Raw genomic sequence first — 20,259 nt, forward strand, 5'->3', positions numbered from 1 at the left:
TCTTTCATGCAGCAGGGGCTCTCAATGTTTTATGTCCTGCTCATATCGTCTGTGCCGGCAGTTGGGGACACTCCTTGTGTCGAGAGATTTCCCGTTCGCCGATTTGTGCCTTGAAAAATGTATATAACGACTATAACGTAGCATGAAACATATTGGAAATAATACTGAGGAGGCTGCGTTGAAGAGGAGCAATCTGGGCTATGTGCTGGTGCTGATCGCCGCGCTTATGTGGGGCAGCATCGGAATCTTTGTAAACGGCATCTCGGCCATGGGCGTTTCGTCCCAGAGCATGGCTGCCTTTCGCTTGTTGGTCGGAGCGCTTATCTTGGCGCCGGTCCTGATGTTTATGGGCTGCCGTCCGGGTGAGGAGTCTACCGTGGTTCAGGGTCCGCTGACCCTGTTCAAGGCAAGCCCTAAAGAGCTTGTTTCCTGCGCGCTTGTCGGTATCGTCGGTTTGGCTGCCGCCAACACCTGCTATTACGAGTGCATGCGCGAGGTGGGCATGTCCACGGCATCGGTGCTGCTCTACACGTCGCCGGTGTTTGGCGTCGCGCTCGGCCGCGTACTTTATCGCGAGGACGTGACCCTCAACAAACTCATCGCCATTGTCTTTAACATCGTTGGCTGCGTGCTTGCGGTGACCAATGGCGACCTTTCCGGTTTTCATTTTTCGGTTTGGGGCGTCACGTCGGGCGTGATTGCAGGCCTTTGTGGTGCGTCGCTCGCGGTGTTTAGCCGGATAGCAACCAAGACGGTCCACCCGCTGGCTGTCACGTTTTGGGGCTTTGTTTTTGGCGGTGCGGTTATGGCAGCTATCGCGGCTCCGTGGCCGGATGTCGCCGCGGCAATGTCGCCACAGCTGCTGCTGTTGTTCCTTGGCTTTGGACTCATCCCCACAGCCGTGGCTTACATCTTATATATGCAGGGTCTGTCCATGGGGCTCGAGACGTCGAAAGTTCCCGTCGTAATGTCATTCGAGACAGTCGTCACCGTACTGCTGGGCATTGGTGTCTACGCCGAGCCCGCCGGCGCGATCAAAGTTCTGGGCATCGTTTTGGTGCTCGCGTCCATCGTGATTATGAACACCGACTTTTCCAAGCTGCGCAACAGTGTGTTTGTCGGCCATGTCGTTGAGAGCATGACCTTTAAGCCCAACGCGTGGTGGACGGAGAAATCGCAGGACATGGATCTCTTCCGCGAGCGCACGGGCATTGCGCTGGAGCCCACCGTGCAGGAAAGCCCCTGGTACTTCGTGCGATAGGGGGTTGCGCGCGGCGTCCGACCTGGGGTTATCCAGCCAGCGCCGACCTACCCAGCCCCAACGTTTCAAGTACGTTAAACCCGCCAACGGTCGTTTTTCACCCGCGAACGGTTTATATACTAATTATCAATATAAACAACGTATAAGACGTTATAATGACCATAACGAAAAGGAGGAGGCAAGATGAATCAGATCATTCTCGCATCTCATGGCGGCCTGGCCGCAGGCGCCAAAGACACGCTCGAGATGGTTCTCGGCGACGTGTCGAACGTCCACGTCGTGTCGCTTGCTCGTGACGACAAGGAGCCCATCACCAATAAGGTTGAGGCTATGATCGCCACGTTCAACGCGGACGACACCGTGTATGTGCTAACCGATATGCTCGGTAGCTCGGTCAACAACAACATGGTCGAGCTTTCCAAGAACGGCACGAAGTTCACGGTTGTCAGCGGTTTCAACATCCCGCTGGCGCTCACGCTTGCTATGAGCCCCGCCCCCGTCAAGGGCACCGAGCTCGCGGCCCTCATCAACGAGGCCCGCACCGGTCTGACCAACCCCAACGCACCGGTCGAGGTCGCCGCGGCTCCCGCTAAGAAGGCCAAGGCGTCCCGTCACAGCTCCGGTCCCGCCAAGATCGTCCTCGCACGTCTTGACTACCGTCTGCTGCACGGCCAGGTCGTCTTTACCTGGACCACCAAGGTTCAGGCCGAGCGCATCATCGTCGTCGACAACGCTGCCGCCAACGATGACATCAAGAAGGGCGCTCTTAAGCTGGCCAAGCCCCAGGGCGTGCGCCTGAACGTCTTCACCGTTGAGCGTGCCCTTGCCAAGATGGACAGGCTCAACACCCTCGGCGAGCGCGTCATGTTCGTCTTTGGCAACACTGCCGAGATGCTGCAGTTCTGCCAGGGCTACAAGCTCGACGCCATCAACCTGGGCGCCACCGCCAACCACGACGGTGCCGAGCAGGTCGGCGGCAAGGACAGCTCCGTCTTCTTCGACGCCGCCCAGAAGGCCGACGTCAACCAACTGCTCGACATGGGCATTAAGCTCTACGTCCAGCAGACCCCTACGTATCAGAGCGTCGACATCGACGCCAAGCTGTAATCAACCAGGCGTTTGCCTGACTGAAAGGAGAAGGGTATGAATACGTTCATCAGTGCGGTGCTCGTCGGCCTCGTCGGCGTGTTCTGCATGTGGGACTCCCGCCTGCTCGGTCGTCTTAACTTCGAGCAGCCCCTCGTTGGCGCTACGCTCGTCGGTCTGCTGCTGGGCGATGTGCCCACCGGCCTTGCCGTCGGTGCCGCCGTCGAGCTCGTGTCCATGGGCCTGGTGCAGGTCGGCGCCGCCGTTCCGCCCGATATGGTCCTGGGCGGCATCGTGGCCGCTGCCTTTGCGTGCCTGACCGATGCTTCCGCCGAGACCGCCATGACGATCGCCATCCCGGTCGCCGTCCTGGGTCAGCTCCTCGGCATCGTGTTCCGTTCCATCATCGCCGCCCTCACCCATGTGGCAGATAGCGCGATCGATAACGGAAAGTTCAAGACCGCTTACCGTATGCACATCTGCGCCGGCTCCGGTCTGTACGCCGTCATGTACTTCCTGCCGATCTTCCTGGCCGTCTTTGTCGGTACCGACCTGGTCCAAGCCATCGTCAACATGGTTCCCGAGTGGCTGTCCGTTGGTCTGAACGTCTCGACCAAGATCATGACCGCCTACGGTCTGGCCCTGCTGCTCACCATGATGATCAAGAAGGGTATGACCCCGTTCCTGTTCATCGGTTTCCTGCTCGCCGCCTACCTCAACCTGTCCGTCATCGCGGTCGCTCTGATCGGTGTGTGCCTGGCTATTGTCTTCATGGGCTTCAAGTTCAACGGTTCCCATGCAGCCGCCGGTGTCGATTCCGACTACGATCCGCTCGAAGACGACGAAGACTAAGGAGGAACACACTATGGCAACCGCAACCAAGGACGTGTCCCTGAACAAGAAGGTCAGCCAGTTCTTCTGGCGCTCCTGGGCCATCCAGGCCTCTTGGAACTACGAGCGTCAGATGAACATGGGCTTCCTCTACGGCATGGTCCCCACGCTCGATCGCCTCTATCCGGACGAGTCCGACCCCAAGCAGCTCGCTGCTAAGAAAGAGGCTTACCACCGTCACATGGCGTTCTACAACTGCACCCCGCAGACGAGCGCTTTTGTCCTAGGCCTCGCCGCCTCCATGGAGGAGGAGTACGCCAAGGATCCCGAGAACTTCGATCCCGATTCGATTAACGCGGTCAAGACCTCCCTCATGGGCCCGCTTTCCGGCATCGGTGACTCTTTCTTCCAGGGCACCATTCGCGTTATCGCCTTTGGCCTGGGCGTTCAGCTGGCTCAGCAGGGCTCCATCATGGGTCCGATCCTGGCCATGCTCATCTCCATTGTGCCCTCCGTGCTGATCACGTGGTTCGCTGCCAAGATCGGCTACCAGGGCGGCCACGAGTACCTGAGCAAGCTCCAGGGTGGCGACCTCATGGAGAAGCTCATGTATGTCTGCGGCATCGTGGGTCTTATGTCCGTGGGCGGCATGATCGCTACGCTGATCGGCGCCACCACCCCGCTGCAGTTCGCTGACGGCACCGTCGTGATCCAGGACATCCTGGACGGCATGATGCCCCAGATGATCTCCCTTGGCCTCACCGGCCTTATGTACTGGCTCATCAAGAAGAACGTCAACACCGGTTGGCTTCTCGTGATCGCCATCGTGGGCGGCATCGCCCTCTCCGCGGCCGGCATCCTGGCCTAGTCGCGACCAAGCGTCTAACCGCTTTCCCCCGGGGGCCTGCCTGGCATCCCATACCCCAGGCAGGCTTCCATCCCTAAATGTGTCAAAGGGACAGCTCCTTTGTCACATCCTCAACGGGCCGGCGACTCGGTCCAAATCACGGTAACCCTGCGTGCGTCCGGCAAAGTGGCGCCGCAATAATCGAAAGGAATGTGTCAGATGTACGAGATCGACCTTAACCTCCCTAAGCAGATCGTCGCTGACGTCCTGTCCAACCACGAGATCCACAGCGTCGCCTTCGTCGGCTGCGGTGCCTCCATGTCCGACCTTTACCCCGCCAAGTACTTCCTGGCCAACAACACGGACAAGCTGAACGTTCAGATCTTCACCGCTAACGAGTTCAACTACGACACGCCCTCCTGGGTCAACGAGCACACCTTCGTGATCACCTGCTCCCTCGGTGGCTCCACGCCCGAGACCGTCGAGGCCAACAAGACCGCCAAGAAGCACAACTGCCCGGTCGTCTCCCTCACCAACAAGGCTGGCTCCGCTCTGACCGTCGACGCCGACCACGTCATCGTTCACGGCTTCCACGCCAACTACGCTGCCAAGTGCGAGAAGCCCGGCTACGCCATTGCTCTTGCTCTCGAGATCCTTCAGCAGACCGAAGGCTATGACCACTACGAGGACATGATCACCGGCCTCACCAACGTCTTCGAGCTCTGCGAGAACGCCGCTCAGTCCGCCAAGGGCCTCGCCAAGCAGTTCGCCCAGGACTTCAAGGACGACAAGATGATCTACTTCATGGCCTCTGGTGCCTCCGAGAAGATGGCTTATTCTCACGCCGCCTTCCTGTTCACCGAGATGCAGTGGATCGACGCCGCCGCCTACAACACCGGCGAGTACTTCCACGGCCCGTTCGAGGTTTCCACCGAGGGTAAGCCCTACGTCTTCTTCATGTCCGATGGTGCCACCCGTCCGATGGACGCCCGCGCCCTCACCTTCCTTAAGCGCATGGGCGCCAAGGTCGCTCTGATCGACTCCAAGGACTACGGTCTAGCCGACGCCGTGCCGGCAAGCGTCGTCACCTACTTCAACCCGCTGCTGCACCTCGCCGTTATGCGCGAGTACGGCAACCAGATCGCCGAGGCCCGTCAGCACCCGCTGACCATGCGTCGCTACATGTGGAAGCTTTCCTACTAATCACAAGTAAGTAGACCTTGCGGGTTGATTGAGAGGGGATGGGGTTTTCGCCCCATCCCCTTTTTTGCTCTGGGGAGGACGTGTTTGTCGCTCCGCAAAACCCCAGGTAAAACCTACCAAAATAAACCTGTCCCTTTTTGGCAGGTGGGAGGAGATGCGTATGATCAAGGCAGTGCTGTTTGATATGGATGGCGTGCTGGTCGATACCGAGTGGTTCTACAACCGTCGTCGCGTGGCGTTTATGGAGGAGAAGGGGTTCCACTTTGACGAGATCCCCGATCTTTCGGGGTCTAACGAGCCCGCCATTTGGAAGGCGCTGGTGCCCGACGATGTTGAGCTGCGCGAGCGCTTGCGCGTTGAGTACAAGCAGGTCTACAGCCCGGTTCACCCTGTTCCGTATGCCGAGCTGCTCAACGAGCAGACGGAGCCGGTGATGCGCGAGCTGCACGAGCGCGGCGTCAAGTGTGCCATCGCGAGCTCGTCCTACCGCGAGCTCATCGACGAGCTAGTGGAGATTGCCGGTATCGCCGACGTGCTGGACTACACCATTAGCGGTCACGAGTGCAGTGCGTTTAAGCCCGATCCCGAGATCTACCTGCGCGCCATGGAGGCGCTGGGTGTGGAGCCTACCGAGTGCCTGGTTATCGAGGACTCGCCTTTGGGCATCGAGGCCGGCAAGCGCTCCGGCGCGCGCGTCCTGGCACTGCGTCCGCACGAGGGCGTTAACCTGGACCAAACGGGAGCCGACGCCGTCATCGACAACCTCGCCGACATTCTGACCGCTTTGTAGCGTCAATTCGCCGCAAGAAGTGCGGATTCACACGTCTCTTGCGGTGGATTGGCTCATTTTGGCTTCAATTTAGATCCGTTTGGCTTCGACTCGGACTAAGTGAGTAGACTCTTTGGCACATGCCGAGCACAAAGCGTATCTGCCTTAGTAAAACCGCAGGTCGGAGAGGTGGCTGTTTTGAGTGTGCTTGGTAGATCGCGAAAAGTCTACTCACTTAGAATTTGGCTCTTTGGTTGGGGAGCTGCTGGCTCGTTTTGGTTGTCGAGAGAGGGTGAATTGAAGCGCCCTCTCGCGCTCCATGCTACAATCGCCGACATGCCCCACAACTACATCTGCCTTCGAAGGGAGCCTACGTGGCGAACGCCATCGATCAGCTCACGGACCGCGTGCTCGTGCTCGGCCGCCTTACCATCGTCCGCCGCGCTATTACCGCTGTGGCGGTCACCATTTCTGCCGTTCTCCAGACATTTCTGATCCAGGCGTTCATTCAGCCCGCCGATCTGCTTCCGAGCGGTCTCACCGGCGTCGCGGTCCTGCTCGATCGCGTTACCTCGCTGGGTGGCGTTCATATCGACATCTCGCTCGGTATGCTCGCGCTCAACATTCCTGTGGCGCTCCTATGCTGGAGCGGCATTAGCAAGCGCTTCGTCATCTTCTCGATGATGCAAGTTGTGCTCTCGTCGCTGTTCCTCAACATCTTTCATTTCGCCCCGTTTTTGGGCGACAAGATCATGCTCATCATTTTTGGCGGCGTGGTCTCGGGTCTGGGCGCTGCCATCGCGCTTAAGTCCGGCGCATCTACCGGCGGCACCGACTTTATCGCGCTGTGGGTCTCCAACCACACGGGTAAGACCATCTGGGGTGTCATCTTTGGTTTCAACTGCTTTATCCTGGCGATCTTTGGCTTTATGTTTGGCTGGGATAACGCGGCGTACTCCATAGTGTTCCAGTTTATTTCGACCAAGACCATCGACAGCTTCTATCATCGCTACGACCGTGTGACGCTGCAGATCACAACGCGTAAGGCAGACGAGGTCATGACCGCCTATGTTGACCATTTTCAGCATGGTATTAGCTGCGCCGAGGTCATCGGCGGATACAGCCGTGAAAAGATGTACCTGCTGCACACCGTTGTCTCGACCTACGAGAGCCAGGACATTATCAAGCTAGTGTGCGACATTGATCCCGGTGCCGTGATCAACGTGTTCCACACGCTCAGCTTTGTGGGCGGCTGGTGGGGTGGTCATGTCGACGAGCCCATGCCCACGGCCGTTCCCGATCCCGACAAGCCCGCACGCATGGCCAGCAGGCAGGCGCGCCTCAGCGAGCAGGACAGTCTGCAACAGGACGACGGCAAGTAAGGTTTTGCTGTATGTGGTGTATCGTTTTATCCAACTGAGGTAACATATAAAAAGACGTTATATACGTATTAGTTATTTCGCTATTTTGATAAGAGTGATCAGATATGCCCGCACCCAAAAATGCACCGCTTTACCAGCAGATTTACGACGAAATCAAGGATGCGATCGAGAAAGGTGTTTATGCACCCAAGGAGCGTATTCCGTCCGAGCTCGAGCTAGCCGAGCAGTACGAGGTGAGCCGAATTACGGTGCGCCGCGCCGTCGAGGAGCTATGCTCCGATGGCTACCTGGTTAAGCAGCAGGGCCGCGGCACCTTTGTTTCCACGCCGCACATCAATCGCCAGTTTCACGCCTCGACGCTGCAGACGTTTACCGCGCTGTGTGCCGACAACGGCATGAAGGCGGGCGCACATGTGATCGATCGTCAGATCGTTCCGGCGCGCCAAAACGAGATGGAGTTCTTTGGCCTGCAGAAGGATGCGTTGCTGCTGCATATCAAGCGCGTGCGTACGGCCGACGGTGAGCCCATCTTTGAGGAGAACATCTTTGTGCCGTTTGACGCCTACCGTGAGCTGTTGACGGCCGATCTTGAGGACAAGTCGATTTTTGCCGAGGTCGAGCGTGTTGGCGGAACACCGATTGTCTCGGTTGGCTACCGTACGGTCGAGGCCGTTCGTGCCAACGCCGAGCAGGCCGCCGAGCTGGGCATTGCCCCGCACGATCCGCTGCTCAACCTGCGTGCCGGCTTTATCGGCCCCAATGGCGAGCCGGTCCTGATGGGTAAGCAGTACTACGTGGGATCGCGCTACGTTATGGTCATGTAAGTTACGCGGTTTTACCAAACCGCGTAACGGGCCGACGCTGCGCCCTTGGTTCCGCCGTTCTAACGAACGGCGGACCGGTCGACGCTGCAAACGCCCCTAAGCGGCAATCTGACGTTCAATCGTCGGTCGCGTACCGAAGTACGCTTCCCTCCTCTTTCACGTCACCTTGCTCGCTTGGGGGCGTTTTCGCTGACTTATGCTCAACTGGCGATGTTTCCGCGCTTATCAAGATAGTCATTGGGGACGTTCTTAAACGACTAGTCATTCAAGAACGTCCCCAATGACTACCCGCAGAATGAGCGTGGCCGGCAGCCGTACGACGCTGGTCCGCATAGCGGCGTATAATCGGCGGCAGATGACTTGGACGTTAGGAAACCATGATCGATAGCATGCAGCAGATGGCGCTCGACACGCTCGGCGCCTATTTTGGCTACACCTCGTTTCGCCCGGGACAGGACCGCATGGTCGATGCGATCCTTGCCGGTCGCGACGCGCTGGGTGTTATGCCCACGGGCGCCGGCAAGTCCATTTGCTACCAGGTGCCCGCGCTCATGCTGCCCGGCATCACCTTTGTGGTGAGTCCGCTGCTGTCGCTTATGGAGGATCAGACCCGCGCATTGCTCGCGGCGGGTGCGCGGCCCAGCTATCTCAACTCCAGCCTTACGCCGGCCCAGCAAAACACCGTGTTCAAGCGGGCGCGTGAGGGTCGCTACCAGCTTATGTACGTGGCACCCGAGCGCCTGCTCGAGCCTCGCTTTTTAGCCTTTGCGCAGGAGGCCGCGGCTGAAGGCGGCATTGGCGTGCCACTCGTGGCTATTGACGAGGCCCACTGCGTGAGCCAGTGGGGGCAGGATTTCCGCCCCGCCTACCTGCAGATTCGCGAGTTTATCGATTCGCTGCCGCAGCGCCCCATCGTGGCTGCCTTTACCGCCACGGCGACCGAGCGCGTGCGTGCGGACATTCAGCAGATGCTCGGCCTGCAAAACCCCGCGACGGTGGTGACGGGCTTCGATCGCAAGAACCTCTACTTTGGTTGCGAGGAGATGGGCGACAAGGCCAAGACTGCCTGGGTGCGCGACTACGTGATCGCGCATTCGAGCGAGAGCGGCATCGTGTATTGCTCCACCCGCAAGACGGTCGATGCGCTGGCAGGCGAGCTTGCCGAGGCGCTGGGACCCAGCGGCATTCGCGTTGGCCGCTACCATGCCGGCATGGGTAACGACGCCCGCCGCCAAAGCCAGCGTGCCTTTATCGACGACGATATCCAGGTGATGGTTGCCACCAACGCCTTTGGCATGGGCATCGACAAGCCCAACGTGCGCTACGTGATTCACAACAACGTGCCCGAGAGCATCGAGGCATACTACCAAGAGGCGGGTCGAGCCGGCCGCGATGGAGACCCGGCCAGCTGCCATCTGCTGTGGAACGGTAACGATTTTCGCATGCGTCGCTTTTTGATCGACCGCGGCGATGCTGCCGATGAGGCGCTCGACGATGAGCAGCGCGCATGGGCGCTCCAGAATCGATATCGCCTGCTCAGCCAGATGGAAGGCTACTGCAATACCACCGGCTGCCTGCGCGAATACATGCTGCGCTACTTTGGCGACGAGGCCGCGGCCGAGCATGCTGCCGCGGCTGGTGCGGGCAGCACCGCCGCGGACGACGCCGAGGGCTGCGGCAACTGCAGCAACTGCCTCACGCAGTTCGAGGTCGAGGACGTCACCGATATGGCCCGCGCCGCCGTGCGCTATGTGGCCACGCGTCCCATGCGCTTCGGCAAGTCACTTATCGCCGACGTGCTCCACGGCGGCAATACCGAGCGTATTCGCCAGATGCATCTGGACGAGGATCGCGGCTATGGCGAGCTGTCGAGCGAATCGGCCGGGCGCATCAAGGACATCATCGGCCAGCTGTGCGGCCGCGGTTATCTGGCCACCTCGCAGGGGCAGTACCCGGTTGTGGGCCTGGGTCCGCGTGCCGGCGAGGCCGAGGACGAGGCGTTCGCCTTTACCGTTAAGCGTCGCGCGTCCAAGCGCAAGGCCTCGGCCCGCGCCCGCCGTGCGGTGGATCTGCTGCGCGAGGAGGCCGAGCTGGATCAGCGCCCGCGTGTGGGCGACGATGCCGAGCTGTTCGAGCGCCTGCGTGCCCTGCGTAAGGAAATCTCGACCGAGCTCGAGATGGCGCCGTACATGGTCTTTTCCGACAAGGCCCTGCGCGGCCTGTGCCGCCTGCGTCCGCAGACGCGCGACGAGCTTATCCAGGTCAACGGCATCGGCGAGAAAAAGGCCGACGCCTTTGGCGAGCAGTTTATGGCGGCGATTGAAGAGTTTGAGTCCGAGCATGCGCGGGATGGAGCGTAACGATGGCATTCGACGATAAAACCGGCAGCGCAGATGTTTCCGCCGTGCCGCTGTACCAGCAGGTTATGGACGACCTGAAGGGCGAGATCGCGCGCGGCGTGTACGCAGCCGGCTCGCGCATTCCTTCCGAGATGGAGCTCGCGAAGTCCTATGGCGTGGGACGCGTCACCGTGCGCCGTGCCATCGAGGAGCTATCGCGCGCGGGGTATCTCAACCGCCAGCAGGGGAGGGGCACGTTTGTGTGCGCGCCCAAGCTCAAGCGCAAGATTCGCCAGAAGGGTGACGTCCAGAGTTTTACTGAGGGTTGTGCTGCCAACGATATGGTGGCCGGAGCGCGCCTGGTGTCGCGCACGGTGGTTGCGGCGACGCGCGAGGACGCGGCGTTTTTTGGCGTGGAGCCCGGCAGTGAGCTTATCGTGGTCGAGCGCGTGCGCACGGCCGACGGCATCCCCGTCATGCTCGAGAACAACGCCTTTGTGCTCGCCGACCATCCCTACCTGCAGACGCTGGCCGCCGAGGACCTCACCGATAACTCGATCTTTGCGCTCGTTGCCGACCACTCGGGCCGCGCGCCGCTCAAGTCCGACCCCTGTACCGTGGAGATCGCGCTTGCCGATGCCCAGGTGGCCCCGCTGCTGGAGGTGCCGGTCGGCGAGCCTCTCTTTTATATGGAGGCGTATTTTACCGATGCAGACGAGCGCCCCCTGCTGCTCGGGCGCCAAAAGATCGTGGGCTCGCGCTACGTGTTCGACATCTAACATCCACGAATAGAACAATATGGAACAAATTTGCCGCAATGACTTCACCTGCGACAGCTTGCGTGCTATAAATAGGACAACATAGAACGACCGCAGGTACGAGCTGTCGTCGCTCAAAGCCGCCCCACAAGGAGGAACATCAGGATGAACGCACATGATCTGGTTCAGGAAATTATCGAGCGCAAGGGCAAGATTGAGAACGTTTTTTGGATTGCCTGCGGCGGTTCGATGATCGACCTGATGCCGGCCAACGAGCTGCTCAAGCGCGAGGCGACCACGTTTACCTCGACGGTTTACACGGCGCGCGAGTTTTGCCTGATGGCCCCCAAGAGTCTTGGCGAGAAGTCACTCGTCATCGCCTGCAGCCACAGCGGCAATACGCAGGAGGTCGTCGACGGTTGCGAGATGGCGTTGACTGCCGGCGCCGAGGTCGTGACCATGACCGACTGCGAGGGCTCCAAGATTGATAACGGCAAGTGGACCACCTGGGTCTACCCTTGGGGCGAGGGCGTGTCGCAGGCCGAGGTGCCGCAGGGCATCGGCGCTCTGATCGCCGCCGAACTGCTCCACCAGCAGGAGGGTTACGAGGCGCTTGCCGACATGTACGCCGGCCTTAAGCAGATGGATGCGCTGCTGCCCGCTGCCCGCGAGAAGGTCAACGCCGAGCTGGGCGATCGCTTTGCCGAGCTCTGCCAGCAGCACGAGTTCTTCTACATCCTGGGATCCGGCCCCAACTTTAGCCAGACCTACGCCATGGCCATCTGCTCGCTCATGGAGATGCAGTGGCAGCACTGCTGCTACATCCACTCCGGCGAGTACTTCCACGGCCCCTTCGAGGCTACCGAGCCCGGCGTGTTCTACTTTGTGCAGCTCGGATCGGGCGAGTGCCGCCCCATGGAGGAGCGCGCGCTGGCGTTCCTCAACACGCACACCGATACGGTCATGGTGCTCGACGCACTCGAGTACGGCGTGGGCGACGTGCCTGCCAGCGTGCGTTCGTACCTGGAGCCGATCTTCTTCTACAACATGAGCTGCGAGCTGCGCGCCGCCCGCGGCAAGGTGTTCGACCACAGCCCCGAGGTTCGTCGCTACATGGGCGTTGAGCAGTACTAAGTAGCGGGGAAAGCGAACTTTTACGACGGGGCCTTCGCCAAACGAGGGTCCCGTCTGCGTCGCGGCACCCCGTCCCAGCTGTCGAATAATGAAGTCAAATGCTTTTCCCCAGAAGTGAACGACCTATTTTGGATCCCTGAAGCATCCGCACTTTTTGGTGCCAAAACCGCAGGTAAATCTCGACGAAATCGCAGGAAATGGCGTCTGAAAAGTGTCGATGCTTCGGGGGTCCGATTTGGCTCGTTCACTTTGCAGGAAAAGTATTAGACCTAAATCTGCAGGCATGCTGTTGGGGTCAATAAAAAGCGGGCCGCACCGGGGATTTCCGGCGCGGCCCGCTCTACATTGCGGCCGTGTGTGCGAGGTGTCGCGTCAAGCGGCGGCCTACTTTGCGTCGTAGGCCTCGGCATCCCACCAGTCGAGCTGGGCGATGTTGTCGCGGATGTGCTGGCAGCTCTTGTGGAAGCCCTCGAGCTCGTACTCGGACAGGTCGAGCGTGTAGACCTCCTCGACGCCCTCGGCGCCGATCACGCACGGCAGGGAGGTGAAGATGCCCTCCTCGCCATACTGGCCGGTCATGAGCGTGGAGGCGGAAAGCACGGCGTGCTCGTTGTGCAGAACGGCAGCGCAGACGCGCGCGGCGGAGTTGGCGACGGCGTACTCGGTGCACTGCTTGCCCTGGTAGGTTACGTAGCCGCCCTTGCGCGCGAGCTCCTCGACCTCCATGTGGTCAAAGGCGTACTTGTCGGGGTTCTCGGCCTGGAGCTCGTTGAGGCTCTTGCCGGCGATGGTCGCAGCCTTAAAGGCAGCCAGCTGGCTAAAGCCGTGCTCGCCGATCATGTAGGCGTCGATAGACTTGGGGCTCACGCCGACCTTCTTGGAGATCTCGGTGCGCAGGCGGGCGGAATCCAGACCGCAGCCCGAGCCGATGATCTTCTTGGGATCGTAGCCGGTCAGGTGCCACAGCTCGGTGCACACGACGTCGCAGGGGTTGGAGATGCTCACAAAGATGCCGTCAAAGCCGGCGTCGACGATGCGCTTGGCAAAGGTGCGGGCAGCGTCGGTGGTAAAGAACAGCTCGCCGTCGCGGTTGCCGGCGGCCAGCGTGACCTTGCCGGCGGCGTTAACGATGACGTCGCAGCAGGCCAGCTCCTCGTAGTGGTCGTAGCAATTGACGATCTTGGTGTTATACGGGACAAACGAAAGGGAGTCGCGCAGGTCCTGGACCTCGGACGTCACCTTGGCCTCGTTGATATCGCACAGGTACAGCTCGTCGGCAATGCCCTGCATAAGCAGGCTGTTGGCAACATGTGCTCCTACGTGGCCCTGGCCGACCACACCGATCTTACGCGTCTGGTACATATACGTATCCTTCCGGCCGAGTTTTTCGCGTCGAACCATTGTAGCGTCCTGCCGTCACTTTGCTAGGCTAAAGTGCCGTAGATTTTTGGGACATGCCTTAATCTCTATTTTTGGAGTGATTCGGGCCGCTGACGGCATCGCTGGGCGATGTGCTCGCGCGGATGGGGTCGCTCGTTGTACCATAGCTGCAACTGACTCGTAAGGAGCATCCATGCCCATTCGCATCCCCGACGCCCTCCCTGCCGCCGCGCAGCTCGAGAGCGAGAACATCTTTGTCATGACCGAGTACCGCGCGCTGCATCAGGACATCCGTCCGCTGCGCGTGCTCATCCTCAACCTCATGCCCACCAAAATCGCCACCGAGACGCAGATCATGCGCAAGCTCTCCAACACGCCGCTACAGGTGGAGGTGGACCTGCTGCGCACCAAAACGCACGAGGCCACGCACGTGAGCGCCGGCCACCTGGAGACGTTCTACCGCACGTTCGACGACATCCGCGACATTCACTACGACGGCTTGATCATCACAGGAGCGCCGGTGGAGCAGATGCCGTTCGAAGAGGTCGACTACTGGCCCGAGCTCTGCCAGATCATGGACTGGTCCACCACGCATGTGCACTCTACGCTGCACATTTGCTGGGGCGCGCAGGCGGGGCTCTACCATCATTACGGTATTCAGAAGTACGACCTGCCGGCAAAGGCGAGCGGCGTGTTCGAGCATTATCTGGTGAAGCCGCAGAGCCCGCTGGTCCGCGGCTTTGACGACCGTTTCTATGCCGTGCATTCGCGCAATACCGATGTGCGCCGCGAGGACGTGGAGGCCGAGCCGCAGCTCGAGGTCGTGGCAGTGTCCGACGAGGTGGGCCTGTATATCGTCAAGTCGACCGACAGTCGCCGCTTCTTTGTCTTTGGCCATCCCGAATACGATACCGACACGCTGCGTCTGGAGTACGAGCGCGACGTGAAGCGCGGGCTTGATCCTGATGTGCCGGCACATTACTTCCCGGGCGACGACCCCACCGCCGAGCCGCGCAACGTCTGGCGCAGCCAAGCTCAGCTGCTCTACACCAACTGGCTCAACTACTACGTCTACCAGACCACGCCCTACGACCTGGCCCGCGCCGGCGAGGAGCACTAGACTGCGGTGGTACTGCTGTAGCCGTGGCTGACGTGGCGGCGATTAGGCGCTGATGATGTGGGGTAGCGGCAGGTCGTGGGCGTCGGTGGGAACGTGGTCGACACGCTGTTCGTCAAAGGCGATGCCGATGATTTGACATGCGGGCGAGAGCATGGGCAGGTAGCGGTCGTAGCAGCCGCCGCCGTAGCCCAGGCGCTCGCCGGCGCGGTCGAAGGCTACGAGTGGCACGATGGCCATGTCGAGGGCCTCTGCAGACACGATAGGGAAGTGGTCGCTGTCGATGTCCATGGCCGCGAAGGCCCGCGTGGGGTGGGCGATAAACGGAGCCGCGGACGCATCGTCGACAGCGACTGTCCGCATGCACATGCGCTGGCCACGAGCTGCGGCATCAATTGCCGAGAGCATGCACGGATAGGCCACGCGCCAGCCGCGTTTGGCGGCAGCTGCGGCAAACGCGGCTGGGTCGACTTCGGAACCCATCGCGGCATAGACGGCAACGGTGTGCGGTGCCGCGGCACCCGAGCTGCCCAGCAACTCAACAAGCCGCGCGCAAATGACAGTAGACTTTGCCGCCCGAACATCCAAATCAATCGCATCGCGCCGAGCAATCACCGCCCGCCGCAACTCAGCCTTATCCATCCCAGCCTCCTCTCCCAAACCTACCAAAAAGGGACAGGTTTATTTTGGCAGGTTTTATCTGGGCAAACGTCAAAACCACCACGAGGGTGCAGTTCACTGCCTCCTTCGTGGTGGTTTGTGCCTATGCGATAACGCTACAACGCCGCAGCGATCGCTTCAGTCACAAACTTATTGAGTGACTCGCCCTTCTTTGCCGCTGCCAGCGCCGCCTGTTTGTGGAGCTCAGAGCCCGTTCTTACGTTGAACGAGCCCTTAAAAGCCCGCTCGGGCTCTTTGCCCTTCTCGGCGCAAAACTCAAGGTAATCGTCGACGGCGTCGTGGAAGCATTGCTCCACTTCTTCAGCCGTGGAGCCTTCAAATACGATTGCGTCTCTAATGCCGGCGACCATACCTGTTAGTACACGCTGCTCGGCATCGAACTCGACTGGGGCGAAATAGCCCTTGTATGCCAAAACGTTACTCATGACTGCCTCCGACATCCTGCAGAAATCGAACGATGTTTCGAATTGTCCCCGCTGTCAATTCGTCAGATGGATGAGGCGCGTGCATCACGAACATCCTGCCATCTGAGGGCCTGTAGAAGCGAACGCGCGATCCGGAAGTCTTGCCTTTGCTGTCCATTTCAAAGCCATATGAGACCATGACTTTTAAAAAATCGGCATACCGATACGTCGAAGGGCAGCTAAGCAGTTGGGCGATGAGTTTATCGGTCCGAGTCATCCCGCCTCACATTCTGCAACTATATCCTAGTTGCAATTTAAGTCCGATGCAAGCACCCCTACTATAGAACATGTGTACGTATAGAATAAGTGTTCGTACCAACACAAAGGCACCTGCCACTTCGTGGTGGTTTTTGCTGGTGGGACGGGTGTCTGCGGCGGTTTGTCTCGATCTGTAACAGTAACTCGGCAAAATCGGACCTAGATGTTACAGATTGAGACAAAGGGTCAGCGTCATCCGGAAACGTCTCGATTTGTAACATCTGGAGCCAATATTGCCGCCTAGATGTTACAGATCGAGACAAACTGGTGGGACGGGGTGAGCTGCCCCGCCCAAGCAGCGGCAAAAGAAAAGGTAGATTTTCGGGCATGTCCCAAAAATCTACCTTTGTGCGTTAGCCGAGCAGGTCGACGACGTTAAAGCCGGCGTTGCTCTTGGCGATGACTTCGCGGCTGCCAAAGACGCAGTTGGGCGACTCGGCTGCGATGCGTGTCACGTCGGCGCCGAGCGAGCGCAGCTCACCGGGCGTGGCGGCGAGCATCTGGGCGCGACGCTCCTCGCGTGCGTGCGGATCGAGCCCGGCCAGGTAGGTCGTGTTGCGGCGCTTGGTGAGCGCGTACGGCTTCACCGGCGCGTCCATGCCGCTCACGCAGCTCACGATAAAGCCCTCAAAGGCAGCCTCGTCGGGCTCAAAGCTGCCAAGCCATGCACCCGCGCGCTCCACGCGCTCAATCGAAGGATCGATCGCCGGGTCACGGTAGGTGTAGAACGCCGCCTGACGCTCGCCGGCTGCGCGGAATCCGCAGCCGTACGCACCGCCCTTCACGCGAATCTCGTTCCACAGGTAATCGTAGGAGAGCGCGTTGGCGGCCACGGCCCAAGCGCCTGTCACGTCAATGCCCAGGCGACGCGGATCGCATGCACGCGCGGCAAAGCAGATATCGCTGGGGATCACGAAAGCCTCGTGGCGGTCGCACGGCGCCGGCACCGCGAGCGCGTCGCGGCCGGCAACAGCACCGTCGCCCGCACCCAGCCCCAGGTTGCCCGCGGCATCCCAGTACGCGTTAAAGTCCTCGTCGCTGCCGGTAAAGCTCGCCATGCAGCCATCGGCCACAAAGATACGCTCCGCCAGCTCGGCAAGCTTGGCGCGCAGGTCGTCCAGGCGCTCGTCAAAGTGGTCGAGCAGATCGCGCAGGAACAGATAGAAATCCACGCCCGAAAGCTGCTCGCGCACCACGGCCGAAGGCGAGCTGTAGCTCATCGCGCGACAGAGCGCCGCCGAGTGGCCGTTGTTGATAAAGCCTTGCTCAAGCCCAATGCGAATCTGCGTGAGAACGTCGCGCACGCGGTCGGCGTCGGCGTCTGCCAGCAGCGTGCTCGACCACACCTCGCGCGGCAGGCTCGCCAGCGCATCGATCTTCTCGGACAGGGCGCCGGCGCTCACCAGCAGATAAGGGCGCACGCCGTCCACGTCGGGCTGTGTCATGACCTCGGTCGTAAAGCTCAAAAAGCCCAGCTTGCCGGCGAGCAGATTGTCGAGTTCCTCGGCCGAGTGCTCGCTCGTGGGCAGCTGTTTGAGCAGGCGGCAGAGCAGCGTCACATAGGGCAGGTCCTCAAATGCGACGCAGCTCAGGTCGAAATACTGCATGGCATAGGCCAGGCGGTTGGTGGGGATGTCGTGGCGCAGGCACGGGATGGGCGCGGTCGTGTCCACAACGAGCGGCGGCTCGGGGCGTGCCTCGCCAATGTCGGACACGCGCAGGCGCGGTAGCGTGGCCTTGTCCTCGGTCGTGTCCTCGGCCTCCTGTGCGGCACGCAGCGCGGCTGTGCGCTCGACCACATCGGCAAGCTCGGCATCGGTCATGGCATCGCGCTTGGCGGCAAGCTCTGCCGCCTCGGCGCCTTCCGATCCGGCACTGGCGTCCACCGGCACCAGCTCGACCAGCGCCATGTGGTCGTTCTCCAGCACGAGCTCGCACAGCAGGTCCTCGAAGTAGCTGCCTTCCAGCTCGCCGCGCAGCTCCTCGTACACCGGGCCATACTTGAGCGCCAGCGTCGCGGCGTCGTCATCGTAGAGCCACGTGCTCAGCGCGTCGCACGCAATGGCCACGCCGTCGGCGATACCGTAGTCGCGCTGGCGCAGGTCGTATTCGTTGCTGCTGATGATGGCCTCCAGGCGCTCGCGCGGAACGCCGTGCTCGCACAGGTCGCGGCAGGCGTCCTGGAACACGCGGCGCAGCTCGCGCGCCACGCCGGGCTGCGCGTTTTGCAGCATGATGAGCTCGTAGGGCTGCAGGCTCTCGGCCGCGGTGTAGCTCACCACGTTGCCGCCCAGGTCGGCGGCCAGAATGGCCTTCTTAACCGGCGCCTCGTTGGAGCCCAGTAGCGCTTCGAACAGGATGTCCGCCGCGATCGTGCGCTTGCGGTCGAGCGCTGATCCCAGCACCAGGCCCAGGCCCACCAGGGCGTTCTCGGGCGTGGTGGCCATCTCGACGCGCTTGTACTCGCAGGTCACGGGTGCCTGCACGCCCAGCGGATTGGGTGCCAGCGTGGACGGGTCCTCACCGGCGGCAACGGCAGCGTCCATGCGGCGGCTCGCGGCACTCGGCTGCGACAGATAACGCTCGTCCAAAAACGCCAGCGCGCGGTCCACATCTAGGTCGCCGTAGAGCGTTATATAAGAGTTGGAAGGATTGTAGTGGCGCGCGTGCGTATCCAGGAACTGCTCGTAGGTGAGCGCGGGAATCGCGCGTGGGTCGCCGCCGCTCTCGTGCGCATAGGCGGTGTCGGGATAGAGCGCGGCGTTGACGGCGTCGTCCAGCACGCTCATGGGGTCGGACAACGCGCCCTTCATCTCGTTGAACACCACGCCGTTATAGCGCAACGTGCCCTCGCGCAGGCTGGCGGTGCTGCCTTCGCCGCCAGCGCCCTCCGGCAGGTCCAGCTCGTAGTGCCAGCCCTCCTGCTCAAAAATGGTGGGCTTGGTATAGATGGCCGGGTTGAACACCGCGTCCAGGTACACGTCCATCAGGTTGTACAGATCCTGCTCGTTGGTGGTGGCAACGGGGTAGATGGTCTTGTCGGGGTAGGTCATGGCGTTGAGGAACGTCTGCATGGAGCTCTTGATCAGATCGACAAACGGCTCCTTGACGGGGAACTTGGCCGATCCGCACAGCACCGAGTGCTCAAGAATATGGAACACGCCGGTGGAATCGGCCGGCGGCGTCTTAAAGCCAATGGCAAAGGCCTTGTTTTCGTCGTCGCACGCTAGGTACAGCAGGCGAGCGCCCGAGGCGGTGTGGCGCAGCACGTAAGCGTCTGCGTCGAGCTCGGGCACGGTCTCGCGGCGTTCGACGGTAAAGCCGTGGCAGGTGGTTCCGGGCACCAGCAGCGCGGCGGCAGCGGCGCGCGGGTCGGTTGAGGTAGTGGACATATGCAGTCTCCTTTGACGCCCCAACGGGGGCGAATCGAGTCGAATCTCCGAGAGTATACCCATATGGGGCCTTCGACCAATCTGCCGGATGAGCGTGGATTTTCTGACACACGAGCGTGGATTTTCGGACGCCAGCCGAATTACAGTGGATTTTCGGACGGAATCGGCCTCCAAAAGCCCAAAAACCGTCCAAATATCCACGCTCATTTTTCAACCGTCCAATAATCCACGCTCATGCATCGCTCGCGTATCTCTCATCTCTCACTCATTTCTAATACGAGAGATAGCAGAAAGATGAGAGATAATTACGAGAGATAGCAATGCTGCAAGGTGGCCGGGGGATCGAGTCAAAGTTCCTGTATACATGCGTTTACATGTGCGAACGTGATTTGATTGAACCAATAACGGCCAATTTGTCTCTCATCTCTCACTCATCTCTAAGCTGAGAGATAAATGAGAGACGAGAGATAATTACGAGAGATAGCTGAGAGACAGGCAGACAGACGGTCTGTCGGGGACATGCATCGCTGCCA

General features: G+C 60.5%; 17 protein-coding genes. 12 read left to right on the top strand and 5 right to left on the bottom strand.

Annotated features, from left to right (window positions below):
* Positions 1-178: 178 nt before the first annotated feature.
* From DWX63_RS02750 to DWX63_RS02800, 11 genes are all read left to right on the top strand, one after another.
* Complete coding sequence (locus DWX63_RS02750; protein ID WP_158559597.1) at positions 179-1,261, top strand: DMT family transporter; 1,083 nt, start codon at positions 179-181, stop codon at positions 1,259-1,261.
* A 183-nt stretch (positions 1,262-1,444) separates the two neighbouring features.
* Positions 1,445-2,368, top strand: coding sequence for a PTS mannose/fructose/sorbose transporter subunit IIAB (locus tag DWX63_RS02755; RefSeq protein WP_117842750.1), 924 nt, complete (start codon positions 1,445-1,447; stop codon positions 2,366-2,368).
* Positions 2,369-2,404: 36 nt separating this feature from the next.
* On the top strand, positions 2,405-3,199 hold the full coding sequence (locus tag DWX63_RS02760) for a PTS sugar transporter subunit IIC (protein WP_117842751.1): 795 nt from the start codon (positions 2,405-2,407) through the stop codon (positions 3,197-3,199).
* Positions 3,200-3,212: 13 nt separating this feature from the next.
* Positions 3,213-4,046 (top strand): PTS system mannose/fructose/sorbose family transporter subunit IID, encoded by an 834-nt coding sequence (locus tag DWX63_RS02765; protein WP_117842752.1) that lies wholly within the window; start codon positions 3,213-3,215, stop codon positions 4,044-4,046.
* A 198-nt stretch (positions 4,047-4,244) separates the two neighbouring features.
* Positions 4,245-5,228 carry an SIS domain-containing protein gene (locus DWX63_RS02770; RefSeq protein WP_233503150.1) on the top strand — a complete coding sequence of 328 codons (984 nt, stop codon included), beginning with the start codon at positions 4,245-4,247 and terminating at the stop codon, positions 5,226-5,228.
* A gap of 160 nt (positions 5,229-5,388) precedes the next feature.
* Entirely contained in the window at positions 5,389-6,018 is a 630-nt protein-coding gene (locus DWX63_RS02775; protein WP_158559598.1) for an HAD family phosphatase, read from the top strand.
* 353 nt (positions 6,019-6,371) lie between these two features.
* Positions 6,372-7,379, top strand: coding sequence for a YitT family protein (locus tag DWX63_RS02780; RefSeq protein WP_117842754.1), 1,008 nt, complete (start codon positions 6,372-6,374; stop codon positions 7,377-7,379).
* A 104-nt stretch (positions 7,380-7,483) separates the two neighbouring features.
* The gene (locus DWX63_RS02785) at positions 7,484-8,203 is read left to right on the top strand and encodes a GntR family transcriptional regulator (protein ID WP_117637428.1); all 720 of its coding nucleotides are present in this window, start codon (positions 7,484-7,486) and stop codon (positions 8,201-8,203) included.
* 377 nt (positions 8,204-8,580) lie between these two features.
* A complete protein-coding gene (locus tag DWX63_RS02790; protein ID WP_117842755.1) occupies positions 8,581-10,563 on the top strand; it encodes an ATP-dependent DNA helicase RecQ in 1,983 nt (660 codons plus the stop codon).
* A gap of 2 nt (positions 10,564-10,565) precedes the next feature.
* Positions 10,566-11,321, top strand: a complete 756-nt coding sequence (locus DWX63_RS02795) for a GntR family transcriptional regulator (protein ID WP_117842756.1) — start codon at positions 10,566-10,568, stop codon at positions 11,319-11,321.
* Between the two features lie 144 nt (positions 11,322-11,465).
* Positions 11,466-12,434 (top strand): SIS domain-containing protein, encoded by a 969-nt coding sequence (locus DWX63_RS02800; protein WP_117842757.1) that lies wholly within the window; start codon positions 11,466-11,468, stop codon positions 12,432-12,434.
* 384 nt (positions 12,435-12,818) lie between these two features.
* Here DWX63_RS02800 and DWX63_RS02805 read toward each other — a convergent pair whose 3' ends face one another.
* Complete coding sequence (locus DWX63_RS02805; RefSeq protein ID WP_117842758.1) at positions 12,819-13,796, bottom strand: L-lactate dehydrogenase; 978 nt, start codon at positions 13,794-13,796, stop codon at positions 12,819-12,821.
* A 211-nt stretch (positions 13,797-14,007) separates the two neighbouring features.
* Between DWX63_RS02805 and metA the strand changes: the two genes are divergently transcribed.
* Positions 14,008-14,934 carry a homoserine O-succinyltransferase gene (gene metA / locus DWX63_RS02810; protein ID WP_117637424.1) on the top strand — a complete coding sequence of 309 codons (927 nt, stop codon included), beginning with the start codon at positions 14,008-14,010 and terminating at the stop codon, positions 14,932-14,934.
* Positions 14,935-14,976: 42 nt separating this feature from the next.
* Here metA and DWX63_RS02815 read toward each other — a convergent pair whose 3' ends face one another.
* The 4 genes from DWX63_RS02815 to DWX63_RS02830 all read right to left on the bottom strand — a co-directional run bounded on the left by DWX63_RS02815 (position 14,977) and on the right by DWX63_RS02830 (position 19,726).
* Positions 14,977-15,573, bottom strand: a complete 597-nt coding sequence (locus DWX63_RS02815) for a 5-formyltetrahydrofolate cyclo-ligase (RefSeq protein WP_117637423.1) — start codon at positions 15,571-15,573, stop codon at positions 14,977-14,979.
* A 134-nt stretch (positions 15,574-15,707) separates the two neighbouring features.
* Entirely contained in the window at positions 15,708-16,037 is a 330-nt protein-coding gene (locus DWX63_RS02820) for a type II toxin-antitoxin system HicB family antitoxin (protein WP_117634371.1), read from the bottom strand.
* On the bottom strand, positions 16,030-16,293 hold the full coding sequence (locus DWX63_RS11665; protein WP_117842759.1) for a type II toxin-antitoxin system HicA family toxin: 264 nt from the start codon (positions 16,291-16,293) through the stop codon (positions 16,030-16,032). Before DWX63_RS11665 ends, DWX63_RS02820 begins: the two co-directional genes overlap by 8 nt.
* 394 nt (positions 16,294-16,687) lie before the next feature.
* Positions 16,688-19,726: an insulinase family protein gene (locus tag DWX63_RS02830; protein WP_117842760.1), complete on the bottom strand. Its 3,039-nt coding sequence runs from the start codon at positions 19,724-19,726 to the stop codon at positions 16,688-16,690.
* Positions 19,727-20,259 lie beyond the last annotated feature (533 nt).

Origin of the sequence: Collinsella sp. AF20-14LB, from assembly GCF_003459505.1 — a bacterium.
Taxonomy (GTDB): Bacteria; Actinomycetota; Coriobacteriia; order Coriobacteriales; family Coriobacteriaceae; genus Collinsella.

Bases quoted from the DNA above. Each gene is read 5' to 3' on its own strand.
- DWX63_RS02820 (WP_117634371.1), bottom strand. From the start codon at position 16,037: ATGAGTAACGTTTTGGCATACAAGGGCTATTTCGCCCCAGTCGAGTTC.
- DWX63_RS02795 (WP_117842756.1), top strand. From the start codon at position 10,566: ATGGCATTCGACGATAAAACCGGCAGCGCAGATGTTTCCGCCGTGCCG.
- DWX63_RS02785 (WP_117637428.1), top strand. From the start codon at position 7,484: ATGCCCGCACCCAAAAATGCACCGCTTTACCAGCAGATTTACGACGAA.
- DWX63_RS02765 (WP_117842752.1), top strand. From the start codon at position 3,213: ATGGCAACCGCAACCAAGGACGTGTCCCTGAACAAGAAGGTCAGCCAG.
- DWX63_RS02790 (WP_117842755.1), top strand. From the start codon at position 8,581: ATGATCGATAGCATGCAGCAGATGGCGCTCGACACGCTCGGCGCCTAT.
- DWX63_RS02800 (WP_117842757.1), top strand. From the start codon at position 11,466: ATGAACGCACATGATCTGGTTCAGGAAATTATCGAGCGCAAGGGCAAG.
- DWX63_RS02775 (WP_158559598.1), top strand. From the start codon at position 5,389: ATGATCAAGGCAGTGCTGTTTGATATGGATGGCGTGCTGGTCGATACC.
- metA (WP_117637424.1), top strand. From the start codon at position 14,008: ATGCCCATTCGCATCCCCGACGCCCTCCCTGCCGCCGCGCAGCTCGAG.
- DWX63_RS02770 (WP_233503150.1), top strand. From the start codon at position 4,245: ATGTACGAGATCGACCTTAACCTCCCTAAGCAGATCGTCGCTGACGTC.
- DWX63_RS02760 (WP_117842751.1), top strand. From the start codon at position 2,405: ATGAATACGTTCATCAGTGCGGTGCTCGTCGGCCTCGTCGGCGTGTTC.
- DWX63_RS02755 (WP_117842750.1), top strand. From the start codon at position 1,445: ATGAATCAGATCATTCTCGCATCTCATGGCGGCCTGGCCGCAGGCGCC.
- DWX63_RS02805 (WP_117842758.1), bottom strand. From the start codon at position 13,796: ATGTACCAGACGCGTAAGATCGGTGTGGTCGGCCAGGGCCACGTAGGA.
- DWX63_RS11665 (WP_117842759.1), bottom strand. From the start codon at position 16,293: ATGACTCGGACCGATAAACTCATCGCCCAACTGCTTAGCTGCCCTTCG.
- DWX63_RS02815 (WP_117637423.1), bottom strand. From the start codon at position 15,573: ATGGATAAGGCTGAGTTGCGGCGGGCGGTGATTGCTCGGCGCGATGCG.
- DWX63_RS02830 (WP_117842760.1), bottom strand. From the start codon at position 19,726: ATGTCCACTACCTCAACCGACCCGCGCGCCGCTGCCGCCGCGCTGCTG.